This is a genomic window from Chryseobacterium sp. KBW03, assembly GCF_003852415.1.
Taxonomy (GTDB): Bacteria; Bacteroidota; Bacteroidia; order Flavobacteriales; family Weeksellaceae; genus Chryseobacterium; species Chryseobacterium viscerum.
Window position 1 is genome coordinate 124,384 of the sequence record NZ_QAJO01000001.1, and the last position, 18,318, is coordinate 142,701.

At 35.9% G+C, this 18,318-nt stretch carries 17 protein-coding genes; 8 read left to right on the forward strand and 9 right to left on the reverse strand.

Translation table 11 applies throughout. The features are described from left to right. The first annotated feature begins 2 nt into the window (after positions 1-2). From DBR39_RS00465 to DBR39_RS00475, 3 genes are read left to right on the forward strand one after another with little or no spacing between them, the layout of a single operon-like run. Positions 3-488, forward strand: coding sequence for a tetratricopeptide repeat protein (locus tag DBR39_RS00465; RefSeq protein WP_124530373.1), 486 nt, complete (start codon positions 3-5; stop codon positions 486-488). A 43-nt stretch (positions 489-531) separates the two neighbouring features. Next, the gene (locus DBR39_RS00470; RefSeq protein WP_124530374.1) at positions 532-1,920 is read left to right on the forward strand and encodes a serine hydrolase domain-containing protein; all 1,389 of its coding nucleotides are present in this window, start codon (positions 532-534) and stop codon (positions 1,918-1,920) included. A 50-nt stretch (positions 1,921-1,970) separates the two neighbouring features. Next, the gene (locus DBR39_RS00475) at positions 1,971-2,840 is read left to right on the forward strand and encodes an alpha/beta hydrolase (protein WP_124530375.1); all 870 of its coding nucleotides are present in this window, start codon (positions 1,971-1,973) and stop codon (positions 2,838-2,840) included. Between the two features lie 194 nt (positions 2,841-3,034). On the opposite strand, the gene DBR39_RS00480 is transcribed toward DBR39_RS00475, so the two are convergent. The 5 genes from DBR39_RS00480 to DBR39_RS00500 all read right to left on the reverse strand — a co-directional run bounded on the left by DBR39_RS00480 (position 3,035) and on the right by DBR39_RS00500 (position 7,947). Next, positions 3,035-3,730, reverse strand: a complete 696-nt coding sequence (locus tag DBR39_RS00480) for a DedA family protein (protein ID WP_124530376.1) — start codon at positions 3,728-3,730, stop codon at positions 3,035-3,037. A gap of 86 nt (positions 3,731-3,816) precedes the next feature. Then, positions 3,817-4,929, reverse strand: coding sequence for a peptide chain release factor 2 (gene prfB, locus DBR39_RS00485; protein WP_124530377.1), 1,113 nt, complete (start codon positions 4,927-4,929; stop codon positions 3,817-3,819). A gap of 125 nt (positions 4,930-5,054) precedes the next feature. Next, the gene (locus DBR39_RS00490; RefSeq protein ID WP_124530378.1) at positions 5,055-5,360 is read right to left on the reverse strand and encodes a hypothetical protein; all 306 of its coding nucleotides are present in this window, start codon (positions 5,358-5,360) and stop codon (positions 5,055-5,057) included. Between the two features lie 63 nt (positions 5,361-5,423). Further along, positions 5,424-6,530: an NAD(P)/FAD-dependent oxidoreductase gene (locus DBR39_RS00495; protein WP_124530379.1), complete on the reverse strand. Its 1,107-nt coding sequence runs from the start codon at positions 6,528-6,530 to the stop codon at positions 5,424-5,426. Between the two features lie 64 nt (positions 6,531-6,594). Continuing rightward, positions 6,595-7,947, reverse strand: coding sequence for an AAA family ATPase (locus tag DBR39_RS00500; protein ID WP_124530380.1), 1,353 nt, complete (start codon positions 7,945-7,947; stop codon positions 6,595-6,597). Between the two features lie 116 nt (positions 7,948-8,063). Here DBR39_RS00500 and DBR39_RS00505 point away from each other — a divergent pair, with 116 nt between their 5' ends. The 3 genes from DBR39_RS00505 to DBR39_RS00515 all read left to right on the forward strand — a co-directional run bounded on the left by DBR39_RS00505 (position 8,064) and on the right by DBR39_RS00515 (position 10,569). Next, positions 8,064-8,966 (forward strand): ABC transporter ATP-binding protein, encoded by a 903-nt coding sequence (locus DBR39_RS00505; RefSeq protein ID WP_124530381.1) that lies wholly within the window; start codon positions 8,064-8,066, stop codon positions 8,964-8,966. Between the two features lie 2 nt (positions 8,967-8,968). After that, the gene (locus DBR39_RS00510) at positions 8,969-9,814 is read left to right on the forward strand and encodes an ABC transporter permease (protein ID WP_124530382.1); all 846 of its coding nucleotides are present in this window, start codon (positions 8,969-8,971) and stop codon (positions 9,812-9,814) included. A gap of 104 nt (positions 9,815-9,918) precedes the next feature. Then, entirely contained in the window at positions 9,919-10,569 is a 651-nt protein-coding gene (locus tag DBR39_RS00515) for a hypothetical protein (protein ID WP_124530383.1), read from the forward strand. Positions 10,570-10,611: 42 nt separating this feature from the next. Here DBR39_RS00515 and msrB read toward each other — a convergent pair whose 3' ends face one another. The 4 genes from msrB to DBR39_RS00535 form a co-directional block, all read right to left on the reverse strand. After that, complete coding sequence (gene msrB, locus DBR39_RS00520; RefSeq protein ID WP_124530384.1) at positions 10,612-11,709, reverse strand: peptide-methionine (R)-S-oxide reductase MsrB; 1,098 nt, start codon at positions 11,707-11,709, stop codon at positions 10,612-10,614. A 17-nt stretch (positions 11,710-11,726) separates the two neighbouring features. Then, on the reverse strand, positions 11,727-12,170 hold the full coding sequence (locus DBR39_RS00525) for a DUF417 family protein (RefSeq protein WP_124530385.1): 444 nt from the start codon (positions 12,168-12,170) through the stop codon (positions 11,727-11,729). A 79-nt stretch (positions 12,171-12,249) separates the two neighbouring features. Beyond that, on the reverse strand, positions 12,250-12,519 hold the full coding sequence (locus tag DBR39_RS00530) for a hypothetical protein (protein ID WP_124530386.1): 270 nt from the start codon (positions 12,517-12,519) through the stop codon (positions 12,250-12,252). A gap of 6 nt (positions 12,520-12,525) precedes the next feature. Beyond that, entirely contained in the window at positions 12,526-13,080 is a 555-nt protein-coding gene (locus DBR39_RS00535) for a sigma-70 family RNA polymerase sigma factor (protein ID WP_109738842.1), read from the reverse strand. Positions 13,081-13,701: 621 nt separating this feature from the next. On the opposite strand from DBR39_RS00535, the gene alaS reads away from it, so the two are divergent. Together alaS and DBR39_RS00545 are read left to right on the forward strand one after the other, a co-directional pair. After that, positions 13,702-16,305, forward strand: a complete 2,604-nt coding sequence (gene alaS / locus DBR39_RS00540; protein ID WP_124530387.1) for an alanine--tRNA ligase — start codon at positions 13,702-13,704, stop codon at positions 16,303-16,305. A 529-nt stretch (positions 16,306-16,834) separates the two neighbouring features. Further along, complete coding sequence (locus DBR39_RS00545; RefSeq protein ID WP_124530388.1) at positions 16,835-18,313, forward strand: hypothetical protein; 1,479 nt, start codon at positions 16,835-16,837, stop codon at positions 18,311-18,313. Positions 18,314-18,318 lie beyond the last annotated feature (5 nt).

Sequence of the window (18,318 nt, forward strand, 5' to 3'; positions counted from 1 at the left end):
CGATGGACGAAAACTGGGAAAGCCAATTGCAAAGTATATGGCTGAAGCTTGGAACAATAAGCAATGAAGAGTTTATTCGGCAAATTAAAAATCATGTCGAATTACTCCCAAATTCGCAAGCGATTGCTGATTTTGAAAGAGCCTGCGCTTTTGATTCCACAGGACATGAAAAAGAAGCGGAACCTTTGTACAGATCCGCATTAGATAAGGGACTCACCGGTTTGCGGAGAAGAAGAGCAAGAATCCAACTGGCAAGTACCTTAAGGAATAATGGAAAAATAGAAGAGAGCATTCGTATTTTAAGAGAAGAGAAAGCCAATTATTCGGATGAATTGAATGATGCAGTAGATTCTTTTTTAGCATTATCCCTTTCTTCAGCCGGAGAGCATAAAGAAGCGCTATCTATAGCTTTGAAAGCAATATCAAAACATTTGCCCAGATACAATAATTCTTTGAGCCGTTATGCTGAAAATCTATTATCAATATAAATAAAAATCTGCTTAATTTACCCGTTTTTTAAAACCTGATACGATGCGTCAATTTCATATTTTAACTTTAGGATGTTTGTTTTGTCTGTTCAGTACAATCTGCTCTACTTTAAAAGCTCAGACTCCAACGAATCTCAACAGCTTTGATCAGGAAAAGAAAAAAGAAGAAATAGACCGTATTATAAAAGCATTTGAGGGTATTAATAAATTTAACGGAACAGCTTTAATCCATTATCAGAATAAAAATATTTTTGAAAGATCATATGGCTGGCAAAATGCAGATAAAAAGATCTCCAATCAGGATAAAAGTATTTATCAGATTGCTTCTTTAACCAAGTCTTTCACTGCTCTGGTCATTGTAAAACTAAGTGAAGAAGGAAAACTTTCTTTTAAAGATCCTATTTCAAAGTATATTGAGGATTATCCAAGAGGAAATGAAATCACGATAGAACATCTCCTTACCCACACTTCGGGAATTTATGAAGCATTACGAAATAAGGAGTATTTCAGTCTGCTTCACACCGGGAAAATCATAACCAAAAATAAAGAACTTTCCTTTTTTAAGAACGAACCGCTGGATTTTGAGCCCGGCACTCAATTTTCGTATACCAATTCGGGGTATATTGTACTGGGACTCATCATTGAAAAAATAACGGGGCTTTCTTATGAAGATGCTGTAAGAAAAATCATCTTAAATCCTCTCAAGATGACTCATACCGGCTTTAACTACATGGCTCTGAAAAGTCCTTACAAAACGGTTCCTTATTCTTATATTTCAAAAACAAGACAGGAAAAAACAGAAGTCTGGAATTCTACATTAACCGGTCCTGCAGGACAGATCTACAGTACAGCGGAAGACCTTTACAATTATTATTTAGGATTGAGAGATTATAAAATTGTTTCCAAAGAAGCGTTTAAAAAAGCGACCACGCCTTATTTGAGCGGCTACGGCTATGGTTGGTTCATTGATGATCTTTACGGGAAAAAACTCATTAACCATGGCGGAAATATAGAGGGTTCCACAAGTTATTTTGCGATGCTTCCTGAGGATGATCTTTGTATTATCCTTTTGAACAATATCACAAGTAAAAAACTGGAGAAAGCGGGAAACACCATTTTGGCAGCACTTTTAGGACAAGCTTACACTCTTCCACAACCGAAAAAAGAAACAACGCTAAGTGCTGATATTCTTAAAAAATATGTTGGTGATTATGGACTTTCTGATGACAGTGTTATTCATATTCTGTACGAAAACGGTCAGCTTTTGATTCAGAACAATAAAGATCCCAAGGTAAGAATGCTGGCTGAAAAAGAAGATGTGTTTTTCCTTCAGGATGATGACACCGAAATTTCTTTCATTTTCAAAAAAGGAGAAAAGGACGTTATTACCATTAAAAAAGGACTTTCATCAAAGACAGCAGAAAGACTTTAATTAAGCCTTGAATGCGTCATAATCAATAGATTTTTTTGTAAATTTAATTAATGAAAAAGTTCATTCTCCGGTATCATTTTTTCGTCATGGGATGCATTGGTTTTCTCCTGCAGTCCTGCAATACGAAATTCAGAGTTTGGGTAGGTCCCGGAGGACAGCAGAAAATTTACAATTTAAAATATGGTGAGAACAAAAGACAGAAAATAGATGTCTTTCTTCCCAAGGATTACCCACAAGATGCTCCCGTAGTTCTTATTGTACATGGCGGAGCCTGGACTCTGGGTAAAAAAGAGCATATGATCCAGGTTCAGAAAATGCTTTTTAACAACAGGATTCCGAGCATCAGCATGAATTACCGATTGGTTTCCACCAAGAAAAAAATCACTTACAAACAACAGCTTGAGGATATTGGTCTGGTCATTGAGAAATTCAATTCTTTATCGGAAAAGGCAGAGCTTCAACCTAACAATTATATTCTTTTGGGAGAAAGTGCCGGTGCACATCTCGCTCTACTCTACGGATATCAGCATCCTGACCAGATCAAAAAGATTATTTCTCTAAGCGCACCTACCGATTTTTTCAGTTCTGAATATCTAAAATCCTTTTATTCAAAATATACTTCTCCTACTTTCCAAAAGGTGGTAGGGACAAAGTTTGACCGGAAAAATATCTCCGAAGCCTTTAAAGAAGCCAGCCCTATTGCCAATATCACCAATGTTCCTACCCTGCTATTTCAGGGAAACAATGATTTTCTCGTCAATCAGCATCAGGGAATTGCTATGGACTCTGCGCTTACCCACCTGAATGTTCCTCACAAATTTGTCTTTATGAAAGGCGCAGGACATGCACCAAGGTTCTTCAGTAAAAGAAAAAGAGACAGCATCATCTATCCTAATATTCTGGAATGGGTAAGAAAATAGAGACTTTATTTAATTATTCAACGCAAAGGATGAATAATCAATTGTTGAATCAATAAAAATTAATTCCCATTTTTGCCTCCGGAAACATAAAATATTAAGCTTTAATCTTTGCGTTAAAGAAAAAGCTCATGCAATAAGCAATAAAAAAGCCATCTCATATTTGAGACGGCTCTATATTTTGATTGAATTATTTCTTATTCAAGGTCTTTATCCTCATATTTAGAAAAATCATCTTTTTTTCCAAAAACAAACTTGAAGATTACCGGAAGTGTTGTTACCAATACGATTACAATAATGATGTACTCTAGTTTTTCTTTTAAATTGATTCCAAACTGCTCCATAAACAATTTGTCAAGATAATGTCCTGCAAAAATCAAGATAAATGACCATAATACGGCACCGATAACATTATCTCTTAAAAACTCTTTTTTATCCATCTTCACAATTCCTGCAACAATGGGTGTAAAAGTTCTCACAACAGGTAAGAATCTTGCCATAATAATAGCTAATGCCCCATGTTTTTCAAAGAAATCGTGAGCCTGGTAAAGATACTTTTTCTTGAAAAGCATTGAATCTGGTCTTTTATATAAAGCAGGTCCTGCTTTTCTTCCGAAATAATACCCTACTTCATTTCCTATAATAGCAGCAAGAGCTACCCCTGAAGCTAAAATAGTGGTATCTAAGAAATCGCTTCCTGTAGAACCAAAAGTCTCTTTAATAATTTCAACGGCATAAATCCCGGAAACGAATAAAAGTGAGTCTCCAGGCAGGAAAAACCCTACAAAAAGGCCTGTTTCAGCAAAAACAATGAATAAAATAAGCCAAAACCCTCCCATTTTAATATAAAACTCAGGGTTTAATAAATCCTTCCAGCTATTGAAATCTTCCATAAATATCGATGAACAACAAAAGTAAGCCTAAAATGTCTGAAACAAAAATTAATTATAAGATTTTAACTAAAATTCAAACATGATTGTTATAAGTTGAAATCATCATCGGAAACAGCCGTCCCATCGGCCATTAAGAATGCTTTTAAGAATGGAGTAAGATTCCCGTTCATTACGGCATCTACATCTGATGTTTCATGACCCGAACGTACATCTTTTACCAATTTGTAAGGATGCATAACGTAGTTTCTGATCTGGCTTCCCCACTCGATCTTCATTTTGTTGGCTTCTATCTCATTTCTTGCTTTCATACGCTCTTCCAATTCCATTTCGTAGAGTCTTGAACGAAGGAGCTGCATGGCTTTTTCTTTATTCTGAAGCTGGGAACGGGATTCGGAGTTTTCAATGATAATTCCGGTAGGTGCGTGACGAAGACGTACCGCAGTTTCTACCTTGTTTACGTTCTGTCCTCCTGCTCCTGAAGATCTCATGGTTTCAAAACTGATATCTGCAGGATTGATATTGATCTCGATGGTATCATCTACCAAAGGATAAACGTATACGGATACAAAACTTGTATGACGTTTTGCATTACTGTCAAAAGGGGAAATTCGTACCAGTCTATGTACTCCGTTCTCTCCTCTTAAATATCCAAAAGCAAATTCTCCTTCAATTTCCAGCGTTACGGTCTTCACTCCCGCTACTTCCCCTTCCTGGAAGTTCAGTTCACGGATTTTATAGCCTTGTTTTTCTGCCCACATGGTATACATTCTCATCAGCATAGCGGCCCAGTCACAACTTTCTGTTCCTCCTGCTCCGGCAGTAATCTGCAGCACTGCAGAAAGCTCATCCCCTTCATTGGAAAGCATATTTTTGAATTCCAGATCCTCAATTTTTTCAACCAATTGTGGAAACGTTTCATCCAATTCTTTTTCAGAATCCGGATCTTCTTTGGCGAACTCAAGTAAAACCTGCAGATCTTCAAACTGAGTCTGAATTTCGTCATAGCCTTCCACCCATTTTTTCTTGGAACGAAGCTGCTTTAGAAATGCTTCAGCAGTTTTTGGATTGTCCCAAAACTCAGGGGCAGCGGTTTTTTCATCATCATTGGCAATTTCAATCTTCTTTTTTTCAATCTGAAGATATCTGTGTAAGTCTTCAATTCTGGATTGAACTTCTTTTATATGGTCGTTGTTAATCACGAATTTTTCTTTTTGCAAAAATAAGGAATTCTTTTAGAGTGGAGCATTTTGAATTCTGAGTTTTCGGGGGTTCGGGTTACGAGTTCCCGGATTTGAGTTATGGGTTGTAACTGGTGGGAAGATAATTAACTAAAAAAGTAGTCTCTTCTCAGCATAAAAACAGTAAAAATGCATATAACATGTATTGCAATAATAACGGGAAAGGCTTTTTTTGTTTCAAATTTATCCATTAAAAAACCATAAACAGGTAATTGTATTATTCCTATAAGTACAGGTATTTCTTCATTAAAAAAAGTTCCCAGTAAACTAAACGGAAAGATAGCCAATAAAGGGAAATAAGTCCCGTGACCTCCACCTCCTGCAATGATTGCAAGAAAACCAAGAGGAATTGTTAATATAGAAAACCATACTGTATATTTATAACTGCTCATTCTGTTTTATTCCAGTTTATTCGCAAAATCTTAGATGAAGATCTCAATTTAGTTTATCATTTATCAAATCATTCCCGCTATCATTTCACCAATCTTTGGAGCTAAAGCAACTCCCATTCCTGAAAGTCTTACAGCGCAAAACTGTCTTTCCGAAAGGTGTTTTACAATAGGTGTTTTCTCATCCCCCATAGCCATAATTCCCGACCAGCGGAGAGCAATTTTAATATTTTGATGAGGCAGAATGACTTCTTTCAAAAAGTTTTCCAAATGATTCTGCAGGAATTCTGTAGTTTCAAAAGTAGTTGTTTCTTCAGTTTTAAAATCCTGATTTCTTCCGCCACCCACTAATACTCTGTTCCCTACATTTCTGAAATAATAATACCCTTCATCATAGTGAAAAGTTCCTTTCAGCTTCAGGCCTTCTATTGGTTCTGTGAGAAGAACCTGTCCACGGGCAGGAACGATATTTTCTTTTTCCAGAAACTTTGAAGTGAATGCATTGGTGCAATAGATCATTTGATCTGCTTTTACAGAAAGATCAGCAGAAAGATAAACTTCAATCTCATTTGCTGATTCTTCAATACTTCCGACCTCTGTTCCGAATAAAAATTCCACTTTCAGCTCATAACATTTTTCAAGAAGTTTATGTAACAGCTTTCCTGAATGCAGGCTTCCCTCACAGGGGTTTTCAATCAGAAATGATGATTTTCCAAGCCCGAACTCCTGTATTTTATTCTGTTTCAGAGCGTACGTTTTATCCAGTCCGGTAATGGGTTTCAGTTTTTCATTGACAGCATCAATATGGAATAAAGGTTCGTCATTATTTACAATTTCAAAACCTCCGTTAAGTTCAAAATTGATTTCATCATTCTTAAAATAATGTCTGATTTTCTGAAGTCCATCAAACCTCATTTTAACAAGCTCCAGTGTTTTTTCCCAGCCCATTTTCTGCGAATCCGCAATAACTTCGGTAAGACTTCCGAAACAGGCAAACCCCGCATTTCTCGTTGAAGCACCCAATGGAATGGCATTCCGTTCAATAATTAAAACAGATTTTTCAGGATATTTCTCTTTGATGGATATAGCAGTCCATAGCCCTGAAAATCCAGCACCAATAATGATAATATCTCTTTTTCTGTAGAAGGTGTCCAGTTCCCAGATGCTGTTCATGAGTAATGAGTAATGAGTAATGAATGATAAGTAATTTTTTGAAAAACACTAAACGTTGAACGATTTACCCTTTATCTTCCTCGCCATTATGCTGAAATCCTATTTCTCTTCGAGGTTCTTCAACAACCCTATAGGTTTCCAGTTCAATTTTCAATGCCTGAATTCTAAACTTAAAATCATCAAAATTATTGATGATGGCATCGGCAAGGAATCGGGCTACCTGATCAAGATATTCTTCGGTAAGCTTAGACCTGGCATCTCTTAAAGCTCCGTTCAAAAGATTCTGATCGATCTTCAGCTTTTCATTTCGGGTTTTTTGGTAAAGATTTTTAATTCTTTTCTTTAAACTCTGCGTAAAGTCTATCAGCATCGTATTGCTGAATGCCTTCATTTTTGATGATGACTCATGCCAGAAAGGAATTTTATCAGCTTTATTATTTTTAAGGATTTTATACAGTAAAGAATCTTCTTCAAGACCTCTGGTCATCGCATATAAAATAATTTCCGACCGTTCTGAGGCGTTGGGAGGAAAGACAGGAATCATCACATCAAATCTTCCCGGAGCAAGAATTTCTTCATCAATTTCCGAAACAGAATTGGCAGAACCTACCATTAAAACGCCTTCTTTTTCAAATTTGCTTATATAATGAAGAATAAGTTCCTGCGCTTCCAGGTTGCAGGATGCAATATCTGTTTCTGCTTTTCGCTGCATCATAATTTCATCGAAATCATCCATAAAAAGCAACATTTTGTTTTCTTTCATCATATTCATCAGGAAATCACTGAAATTAATTTCATTTCCGTCAACCAACGAAATTCCCAGATAGTGCTTTTTCACTTCCTTAAACTGATACCCAATGATCTCAGCAATCTTATTGGCCCAGAATATTTTACCACTTCCAGGAGGCCCGTATAGAATAATTCCTGCAGGTCTGTGGATTCCCCAATCTTTGATCTGCTGTGGATTCAGAAAGGGTTCCAAAACCGCTGATGTATAAAAAAACAGATCTCTGTATCCTATAAAATCTCTTTGCTGAAGGCTGGTTTTACTCCCGAAATAATCATACACAAACTTATAGTTTCCGCCCAGTTTATTATCAATTCCATAACTTGATATAGAGGATTTGAAGAATCCATTATCAAAAATATTCAGATTATTATCTTTGATTACCTTTTCAACCTTATCCTTAGGCTGATTGATCACCTCAGCAATCTGTTCCAGCGTTTTATTTTTGTCCAGGTCTTTCTCGTATAATTTTAAAAAGGCTATATTTTCGCGGGCAAATTTTTCAAAATCTTCTTTTACTTCAAAATTGGTACTGATGCAGTCTACCAACTCAATATCGAAATCCTGTATAAATTGTTTTATGGCCTCTGCAGAAACTTTCAATTCTTCTGCCAGTTCAATTAGCTTCATAACTGTTGATTAATTCTATCAAATTTAATCTATTTACAAATAAATCAACATTGATTTATGATAATTCTGTAACATTCTCTAATTCATATAGACTACTACTATGTAAAACAAATTACATGGAAAAGATTTTATCAGTAAAGAATTTGACAAAAAAATTCAAAAGAGTTGTGGTCAACAATATTTCTTTTGATGTCGAAAAAGGAAATGTTTATGGGCTTTTGGGTCCCAACGGAAGTGGGAAATCCACAACTTTCGGGATGCTGCTTTCTACCATCAATCCTACCAGTGGAGATTGGTTCTGGTTTGGTAAAAAAGGTACTGATCCTGCCACTTTGAAAAGAATCGGAGCCATTATCGAACAGCCTAATTTCTACCCTTATTTAAGTGCAGAAACCAACCTTAAAATTGTTGCGGAAATTAAAAATACTCCCTACTCAAGAATTGACGAAGTTCTGAAGACTGTAAATCTATACGAAAGAAGAAAAGATACTTTCAAAACTTTTTCATTGGGAATGAAGCAGCGGCTTGCTATTGCTTCAGCCATTTTGAACAATCCTGAGGTATTAATATTGGATGAACCTACCAACGGGCTCGACCCTGAAGGAATTATTCAGATCAGAGAAATCATCAGCGAAATTGCAAAACAAGGGATCACCATTATTATTGCAAGCCACCTTCTGGATGAAATTGAAAAAATATGCAGTCATGTAATTGTATTAAAAGAAGGAAATTCCATCTACTGCGGAAGAGTAGATGAAATGACTTCCAACAATGGTTTTTTCGAATTAAAAGCAGACAACAATACTTTGCTTTTGAATGCGTTGAATGAGCTTCAGTGGTTTTCTTCCATCAACCAGGAAGGTGATCTTATCAAAGCTCAGATCCGTGACGATGCTTCGATTTCTGCTTCAGCGATGAATCAGAAGCTCGCTGAAAAGGGAATTTTCCTTTCGCATCTAACCAAGAAAAAATTGTCTCTTGAATCTCAATTCCTTGAACTTGTAAAAAACACCAATTAATCATGATAAAATTATTAAAACTGGAATACTACAAAAACCTGAATTACAGACCATTCAAGGTTTTCACCATATTATATTTCGCCATTCTTATCGCACTGCTTTTCATCGGATTGGTTGATTTTGATCTTTTCGGAAGTACCATCAATTTGAAAGAACAAGGGATTTATAACTTTCCGGAAATCTGGAATTTCACCACATGGATTGTTGCTTTATTGAAAATTTTCCTTGGATTGATCATCGTTTTCTCCATTTCACAGGAATTCAGTAACCGAATGTTCAAGCAGAATACAATTGATGGATTGAGCAGAGAAGAATTCATCATGTCAAAACTTTTAACAATCAGTATTTTCACCCTTGTTTCTACTGTACTTGTATTCGGGATCACCATATTGCTTGGATATCAATATTCAAATACAACAGAGTCTACCAAGGTTTTTGCTGAGATTTTCTTTATCGGAAATTATCTTGTAAAGCTCTTCACTTTCTTCTGTTTCCTAATGTTCCTTTCCATTTTACTAAGAAAATCGGTTTTTGTATTTCTTGCCCTTTTTGTGTTCTGGATTGGGGAAGGAATCTTAACGACAATTGAAGTTTTTTCTAAAGTAAAAGGAATGCAGGGACCACAAAGAAATGAGATCCTTCAGAATGATTTTTTCATCACTCATCTTTTACCGTTGGAAAGTATGTCCAGCCTTATTCCTAATCCGATGATGAGGTTAAATATGGTCAAAATGATGGGCGTAAAATATGAGTTCCATTACCCTACAGAAAGCCTTATCGCCTGTTTGGTCTGGTCTGCCGTTTTCATATTCGGATCGTATTGGATTTTGAAAAAAAGAGATTGGTAGGTTTAACGATTTAAAAATTGAAAGATTAAATAAGTAAAGTGGTTCGTATTGAATCACTTTTTTTTGGCTTAAAATTTTCATTTGGTTTTGCTAAAAACCTATCCATGAAAAAAATATACTACGTTCCGGGATTGATCAGTGCCATACTGATCCCTGTTTTATTCTGGTATTATGGAAATCAAAAGTTTGAAGAAATCAATGTTTCTGTGATGGATATTGGACTTCCCGCCAAATTAAAGGAAGATAGAAGCAACGATATGTATTCTTTTGAATCTGTAAGAAACTGGAATTACAAAAAAATAAAAGTAGCTCCCAACACGGCTAAACAAAACTCAAAACTGTACGTTTCCGAACTGAAAAACCTCCCAAAAAGAAATGAGAAAGAGTCTGGTATTGAATTTATTTTAGATCAAAATAATACCTATGGTGATTTTGTCTCGGTTTTGAATGATTTGGCAATAGCCCAACAAGAACAGTATGCCATTGATCTCGAAAAAACTGGACATATTTTTGCTGTTTACAGCTATATTGACCCCAATCCTAAACCTCTCGAATATGAATGTTTGCTTTGTAATGACACTGTATATTGGGGACCAGAAGAAACTGTAGATACTTTTCAATCTACCCAGTATGGAAAAGTTTTTAATCTGTTTACAACCGCTTCTAAAAAAGCATCATATATTATTTTTGGATTTCTTATATTCCTGAATATCTCTATGCTCAGCATTAAAGAACGATTTCAATTACATCATTAATTCAAAATAAAAAGGCTGCCAGATGGCAACCTTTCTTTCAAATTACTTTTTATCTAACAACGGAAGATATTTTCCGTATCCTTTTGTTTCCATTTCAGCTTTTGGGACAAACTTCAAAGAAGCACTGTTGATACAGTAACGAAGTCCTCCTTTATCTTCCGGTCCGTCTGTGAAAACGTGCCCTAAGTGGGCATCACCGGTTTTGCTTCTCACTTCTACCCTATCCATTCCATGGGTACGATCCAGTTTTTCATCAATCAAGCTTTTCGTAATTGGTTTTGAGAAACTTGGCCATCCACAACCGGATTCAAATTTATCTGTAGAAACAAATAAAGGTTCTCCTGTGGTAATATCTACATAAATTCCTTCACGGGTTTCGTTCCAGTATTCGTTTTGGAAAGGTCTTTCAGTACCATTTTCCTGAGTGACATTATATTGTTCTGCAGTCAGTTTCCCTTTTAAAACTTTTTTATCCTGTTTATGATAGGCTGGCTTTGGAAGCGGGTTCGCTTTTTTTGCCATTTCAAAAAGTCCCGGTTCAATATGACAGTACCCTCCTGGATTTTTATCCAGATAATCCTGGTGATAATCTTCTGCTTTGTAGAAATTCTTCAACGGAATAGTTTCTACCAATAACGGCTTATTATAATTTTTTGCTAATTTTTGAACCTCATCTTTTACAACTGCTTCAGCTGTTTTGTCTGTATAATAAATTCCTGTTCTATATTGGTTTCCTCTGTCATTTCCCTGCTGATCTTTACTGGTAGGATCAATGGTCTTAAAATACAGATCAATCAGAAGTTTCAGATCTACCTGCTCAGGATCATACTTCACTTTTACGGTTTCCGCAAAACCTGTTGTATGACTTACCACTTCTTCATAAGTAGGATTATTGGTATTCCCGTTGGCATACCCCACTTCTGTTCCTACAACTCCACGAATTTGTTGGAAAAAATGTTCTGTTCCCCAAAAACATCCCCCTGCAAAATAAATCTCTTTTACATTTTTATTATCCATAATGTTCTCATTTTCTTTTTTTACTTCCACTTCATGGGGCTTTGTTTTTGTAAAAAGCCCGGACCCTGCAGCAAATACTGCTATACCCAGAACAATTCCGAGTACAATTAATATATTTTTCATATTTACCTTTTTATTCATTACTTATTATTTTGAACGATCATTAATCCAAATCCTAAAAGCATCAGATCTTTTAAAATAAAGAAATCAGTTACAGGAACTCCATCCACTACTTTCCAGATTCCCGGTGTTGTAAACAAGTAGCTTAATGTCACCAGAAAAGTTGCAATCATTCCTATTCCTGCATACTTTTTCAGTACAGCAAATTTCGCACTAAATATCAGGAGTAATGCAATGATAATTTCTATCACTCCGATAAGATTTGACACTGCCTGGACGCTTGTCAATTTATATACGAAAAAAGTTAAGAAATGGTTTTCTACCAAAGGCTTTATTGCCGCTGCTTCTGTAGGGGTAAATTTGAAAATACCAATCCACAGTAAAATAAGGGCTGCTCCGAAAAGTGAAATATAATACCCGATTCGGGATAATAAGTTTTTAGATTCCTGTACTGTTCCGACCATGTTTTTAAGATTTTAATTAATACTTTATTGTTTTCAAAAGTATAGTCGGAAGCTTTTTAAAATCCTGACAGAAATTTTCTTAGAAATTTAATTTATCGATCATTTTATTTTTAAAGTCCTGAATTTCAGAATCATTAATTTCAATTTCTTTTTCAGAAAAGGTCTTTTTAAAAACTTTATCCAGAAGGGCAAGTTTTTCATTGTACATCCTGCACCATTTGCAGATCATCAGGTGCATGCTAAGCATCCGGTTTTCTTTGGCAGAAATGGATTGGGCATTCCTTTTTTCCATCAGTAAAGTAGCTTCACTGCATGGTAAAAATAAGATATGTAGTATTCTTCTTATCATTGTCTCTTATGATTTTGAAAACCAGTTAAACTCCAGACATTCTCTGAGCTGCATCCGGCTTCTTTGCAAAATCTTCCAAAGATTAGTCGTAGAAACATTCAATTCCTGACTTACTTCCGGAGCTTTTTTTTCTTCTATATAATACATTTTAAGCAGTATCTTCCATCTGGAGGGCAATTCTTCGATACATTCCTCCAATGTTTTGTTAAAATCTGCGCTGTCTAAAAGTTCATCTCCTTCGCCTGAAACATTCCAGTCATTCAAAACGTCATTATTTTTCCATGATCCGGTTTCATCAAAAAAATGGTCAAGTCTGATATTGGGCTCAGATTTATATTTTTTCCGGTAAAAATCTGCCACTTTTCTGTTCAGAATTGCCATCAGCCAGGTCAGTGCCTGACTTTTCCCTTCAAAAGAATCATAAGCAGAATAAGCGGAGAGAAAAACTTCCTGAACAACATCCTGTGCATCTTCTTTATTTGAAAGTACATACAGCGCCCGTTTCAAAAGCGGTCCGGAATATTGTTCTATCCAGCTTTTCAGTTCTTCATCTTTTGTCATTGGAAGGATTTTTTGTCTTATTTCAGATCACAACGAAGGTAGTAAGTTAAACGGAAAATTGCAAGATTAGAAAGATTATTATTGATTACAGCCACGGCAAACCTTATAGGTTTTGAAAACCTATAAGGTTTCAGAAAAAGAAATTAAAAAATTCTGATCTGCCTCCCATATCAAAACCTGCCCCATTCAAAACATCTTTTTAAGATTTTAATTTTAATATAATTTTTTGAAAACGCAAGGGCGCAAAAAGACATCAACTAAAGAAGGTTTTTAAGTCGCAAAGATTTTATCTTCGATAAAATTGCATCCTGCTTTTATATTTATCACCAGTGCAATATTACCTTTATTATGAACATATTAATGACAATAAATAAAATTATAACCATTGAAAATTTTTGATTTTCTTTCACCTTTAAATAGGCCGGAGATGATTCAAAAAACCTTGTGCCTTTGCCTTAAAAAAATGATATCAGCATATTCATTATTAACGTTAAGAATTATTATGTCAGACATTTTATAAAACATCCTCGAAAATATTTAATATTAGAAATTAAATCGCTTAAAAATCTTAAATTTGCATCTTATCAAAAATTTGATACTTAAAAAAGCAAAAGCAATACTATGACATCACAAGAGATACGTCAAAAATTTTTAGATTATTTTAAAAGTAAGGAGCACTTGATCGTTCCTTCAGCTCCTATTGTGCTGAAAGACGACCCTACCCTTATGTTTTCCAACTCCGGAATGACGCAGTTCAAGGATTTCTTCCTTGGCTACAAAACACCTACCGCCCCTAGAATTGCCGATACACAAAAGTGTCTTAGAGTTTCAGGGAAGCACAATGACCTGGACGATGTAGGTAGAGATACTTACCACCACACCATGTTTGAGATGCTGGGAAACTGGTCTTTCGGGGATTACTTCAAAAAAGAGGCTATTGCTTTTGCCTGGGAATTACTGACTGAAGTATACGGAATTCCAAAAGAAAATTTATACGTAACGATTTTTGAAGGTGATGCTTCCGAAAATCTGGAAAGAGATCAGGCTGCTTATGACTACTGGAAAGCAGTAATTTCCGAAGACAGAATCATCAACGGAAATAAAAAAGATAACTTCTGGGAAATGGGGGCAAGCGGACCTTGCGGACCTTGTTCTGAAATCCATGTTGATTTGAGAACTCCGGAAGAAAAAGCTAAAGTTTCAGGACTTGAATTGGTGAACAACGATCATCCTCAAGTTGTGGAAGTCTGGAATCTCGTTTTCATGGAATTCAACAGAAAAGCTGACGGTTCTCTGGAAAAACTTCCTGCACAGCATGTAGATACAGGAATGGGCTTCGAACGTCTTTGTATGGCGCTTCAAGGGAAATCTTCCAACTATGATACAGACGTTTTCACACCTTTAATTGCTAAAGTTGAAGAACTTTCAGGTAAAAAATATACAGGGATTTTAGAAGACGAAAAAGATATTGCCATCCGTGTTGTGGTAGACCACATCAGAGCGGTTTCTTTTGCTATTGCAGACGGACAACTACCTTCAAACGGAGGAGCTGGGTATGTAATCAGAAGAATTTTGAGAAGAGGAATTTCCTATTCTTACAGATTCTTAGACATGAAAGAGCCTTTCCTTTACAAATTGGTTGCTGTTTTACAGGAACAAATGGGAACTTTCTTCCCTGAGCTGGAAAAACAGGGAACTTTGGTAACTGAAGTTATTAAAAGTGAAGAAGATTCATTCTTAAATACGATTGAAACAGGATTAATCCGAGTTGAAAAATTAATTCAACAAACCATTGCGGATAATCAAAAAGTTTTACCAACTCTTGAAGTTTTCGAATTATACGACACTTATGGATTCCCAGATGATTTGACAAGAATTATTGCAGAAGAAAAAGGGTTAACGATTGATGAGGAAGGATTCAAAGCTGAAAGAGAAAAGCAAAGAAAGCGTTCTCAGCAAGATTCTGCCCAGAAAGTGTATGATTGGGTAAATCTTGAAGATAAGCCTGAAACATTTGTAGGATACGACCAGACAGAATCTGAAACCTATATTACAAGATACAGAAAGGTAGAAAACAAAGACGGAGAATTTTATCAGGTGGTCCTAAGCAGCTCTCCCTTCTATCCGGAAGGAGGTGGACAGGTTGGAGACAAAGGTGTTCTTGAGAATGCTGTTGAAAGCTTTGAAGTACTGGAAACTAAAAAAGAGAACGGACTGATTATCTCGTTGATCAATGATCTACCTAAAGATGCAGGCGCTCTTTTCTATGCTAAAGTAAATACTTCTGAAAGAAAGAATTCCCAGGCTAACCACTCTGTGACTCACCTTCTGCATGAAGCGTTAAGAGAGGTTTTAGGAAATCACGTAGAGCAGAAAGGTTCTTATGTAGGTCCGGATTATCTGCGTTTCGACTTCTCTCATTTCAACAAAATGACTGAGGAAGAATTGGCATTAATTGAAGAAAAAGTAAACAAAAAGATCAAGGAAAGTATTGCTTTACAGGAATTCAGAAATATTCCGATCCAGGAAGCTCTGGAAAAAGGAGCAATGGCTTTATTTGGTGAGAAATATGGTGACAGTGTGAGAATGATCCAGTTCGGAAGTTCAAAGGAACTTTGCGGGGGAACTCACGTAAAAAACACCAGCGAAATCGGTCATTTCAAAATTACTTCCGAAGGTTCTGCAGCCGCAGGAATCAGAAGAATTGAGGCTATTTCAGGAGATAAGTCTGAGGAATATTTCAATAATCTTGAAAAGCAGATCATTGAACTTTCTCAACTGTTAAAGTCTAAAGATGTTGTAAGATCTATCGAAAAACTGATCGAAGAAAACACTTCACTGAAAGCTGAGGTAGATGCTCTTAAGAAAGAAAAAGCAAAAGGTGAAATTGGTGAATGGAAGAATGCTTATGAGCAGAAAGGCAACAAGCAGCTTTTGGTAAAGAAAACTTCTTTGGATGCAGGTTCTGTAAAAGACATCGTATTCCAGTTGAAGAAAGAAATCCCTGCTTCGGTGACGATTATTCTTTCTGACGCAGACGGAAAACCAATGATTACTGTTGGAGTTTCTGATGATCTGGCTGCAGATTATCAGGCTGGTGCTATCGTAAAAGATCTTGCTAAAGAGATCCAAGGCGGTGGTGGTGGAAACCCAGGATTTGCAACAGCTGGAGGTAAAAACCTTGAAGGTCTTGAAAATGCTTACCAGAAAGCTTTGACTGTCTAAAATAGAAACATCTATTATAAATTTTAATCCCGGCTGTCTCAGAATTGAGACAGCCGGGATTGTTTTTATCGTATATCATAGTTATTTTTTAACGCAAAGTTTAAAGCTTAATATTTTATATTTCAGGAGGCAAAGATGGGAATCAATTTCATTGATTCTTACTAAGCGTATGTGTAATATCCATACTCCTTACAGATTACACTGTTTTTTCCACAAGCATCTGCGTAATCTGTGAAATCAGTGGGAAATTAAAATAATTTTGGAAAGCTATATAATATTCAAATAACTTCATCAATGACACTGTCGCTTTATTATCTCACTCTGATAAACGATTTGAATCATAAAATCTTGGTTTAAAGAAAAAAATACGGAAATACAAGTAGATCATTTCTTATTTATATAAGTTCTAATTATTGATCTTATCGTAACAAACCACCATCTAATATTAAACTATTTGTTTTGTCTTATTAAAACTTAGTTAACACTATACCTTTAGTTTTGCCTTAATCGAAATTCAAAAAATATAATTATGAAAATTAACAAAACTATTGGAGTCCTGATCCTTGCAGCTATTGCTTTTCAAAGCTGTAATGATGACAATAACGGGGATGGAAATACTCCTGTCAATGACAAAATAAAGATTGAAAATTTTTCTAAAGAACCCGCTTTCGTTTTTGGAATGCCTGGTTTTGAAAATTTAAATATTACGACACTTATTTCCAGTTCTGACATTCTTTCAGGATCTCCTGATTTCGTTTTCGGAGGTCAGCCGGATGGGATGGGAATTATGAAAGATCCTAATTCTGATGGCTATCTGATGATTACCAATCATGAGATCAAACAGTCCGTATCAAGAGTATACTTAGATAAAACTTTTAAGCCTGTAAAAGGAGAATATATTTTAAATGGAACCGGAGGAATGACAAGATTGTGCTCCGCTACATTGGCAACACCAGAAATTCATGGTTTCAGTGCCTTCCTTACAGCGGGTGAATCGGGTGAAGAAAGTATGGTTCATGCTTTGAATCCACTGGCATCAGTATCTCAGGCATCAGATAAAACAAGAGTAAAGCCAGCTTTAGGAAAAGCTTCCATGGAAAATGCAGTTCCACTTCCTAAAGACGTTTCCAATGGAAAATCTTATATCATCATCGGAGAAGATCAGTCTTATTCTTCTTCTCACCAGTCAGCAGGACAGTTGATTATGTATGTAGCCGATACACAAGGAGATCTGGATAACGGTAAGTTGTATTCTTTAAAAAGAACCAACAGCAACTATACTGAAACCGATATGACGAAGGGAAGCAGCTACGATGTAGAGTTTGTTGAAATTCCTAACGCCAAAAACCTTACAGGAGCTCAGATTAACCAGAAAAACATTGATAATAATGCAATCCGTTTTTCAAGAGTAGAAGATGTAGATTACAGAAAAGGAGCAGGAAAAGGAAGAGAAATTTACTTTACCGCTACCGGAGAATCTTCAGACGGAATGAACCCAAAAGCAGGATTAACAATGTGGGGAAGAGTTTACAAACTGGTTCTTAACTCAAGTAATATGCTGACAGGAAAATTGGAAGTTGTTGCTGAAGGAGATTCTAACCCTGGAAACAATCTTATCAATCCTGATAACTTATGTGTTACTGAAAACTTTGTATACATTCAGGAAGACGGTGATTCTTATTACAAAAATGCCAACCACGATTCTTACATCTGGCAGCTGAATATTGCTACAAAACAATATAAACCATGGTTGAACATGAAGCACAATAGAAACGATTCTGCATGGCAGACGGCTTACAACCAATCCGGAGATCTTCAGAAGTTTGGTTCTTGGGAATTCGGGGCAATGGTTGATATTTCCGATATCATCGGGATTCCAAATACCTTTACGGTCAATATCCATTCTCATACTTGGCAGTTAGATAAATTTAAAAACCCTGACGGTTCCGGAATCAACACCAACAAAGAAGGTGGACAGATTGTAATCATCAGAAACGTAGAAAAATAGTTTTA

Coding starts and splice junctions, on each gene's coding strand:
- DBR39_RS00465 (WP_124530373.1), top strand. CDS start 3: ATGGACGAAAACTGGGAAAGCCAATTGCAAAGTATATGGCTGAAGCTT.
- DBR39_RS00470 (WP_124530374.1), top strand. CDS start 532: ATGCGTCAATTTCATATTTTAACTTTAGGATGTTTGTTTTGTCTGTTC.
- DBR39_RS00475 (WP_124530375.1), top strand. CDS start 1,971: ATGAAAAAGTTCATTCTCCGGTATCATTTTTTCGTCATGGGATGCATT.
- DBR39_RS00480 (WP_124530376.1), bottom strand. CDS start 3,730: ATGGAAGATTTCAATAGCTGGAAGGATTTATTAAACCCTGAGTTTTAT.
- DBR39_RS00490 (WP_124530378.1), bottom strand. CDS start 5,360: ATGAGCAGTTATAAATATACAGTATGGTTTTCTATATTAACAATTCCT.
- DBR39_RS00495 (WP_124530379.1), bottom strand. CDS start 6,530: ATGAACAGCATCTGGGAACTGGACACCTTCTACAGAAAAAGAGATATT.
- DBR39_RS00500 (WP_124530380.1), bottom strand. CDS start 7,947: ATGAAGCTAATTGAACTGGCAGAAGAATTGAAAGTTTCTGCAGAGGCC.
- DBR39_RS00505 (WP_124530381.1), top strand. CDS start 8,064: ATGGAAAAGATTTTATCAGTAAAGAATTTGACAAAAAAATTCAAAAGA.
- DBR39_RS00510 (WP_124530382.1), top strand. CDS start 8,969: ATGATAAAATTATTAAAACTGGAATACTACAAAAACCTGAATTACAGA.
- DBR39_RS00515 (WP_124530383.1), top strand. CDS start 9,919: ATGAAAAAAATATACTACGTTCCGGGATTGATCAGTGCCATACTGATC.
- msrB (WP_124530384.1), bottom strand. CDS start 11,709: ATGAAAAATATATTAATTGTACTCGGAATTGTTCTGGGTATAGCAGTA.
- DBR39_RS00525 (WP_124530385.1), bottom strand. CDS start 12,170: ATGGTCGGAACAGTACAGGAATCTAAAAACTTATTATCCCGAATCGGG.
- DBR39_RS00530 (WP_124530386.1), bottom strand. CDS start 12,519: ATGATAAGAAGAATACTACATATCTTATTTTTACCATGCAGTGAAGCT.
- DBR39_RS00535 (WP_109738842.1), bottom strand. CDS start 13,080: ATGACAAAAGATGAAGAACTGAAAAGCTGGATAGAACAATATTCCGGA.
- alaS (WP_124530387.1), top strand. CDS start 13,702: ATGACATCACAAGAGATACGTCAAAAATTTTTAGATTATTTTAAAAGT.
- DBR39_RS00545 (WP_124530388.1), top strand. CDS start 16,835: ATGAAAATTAACAAAACTATTGGAGTCCTGATCCTTGCAGCTATTGCT.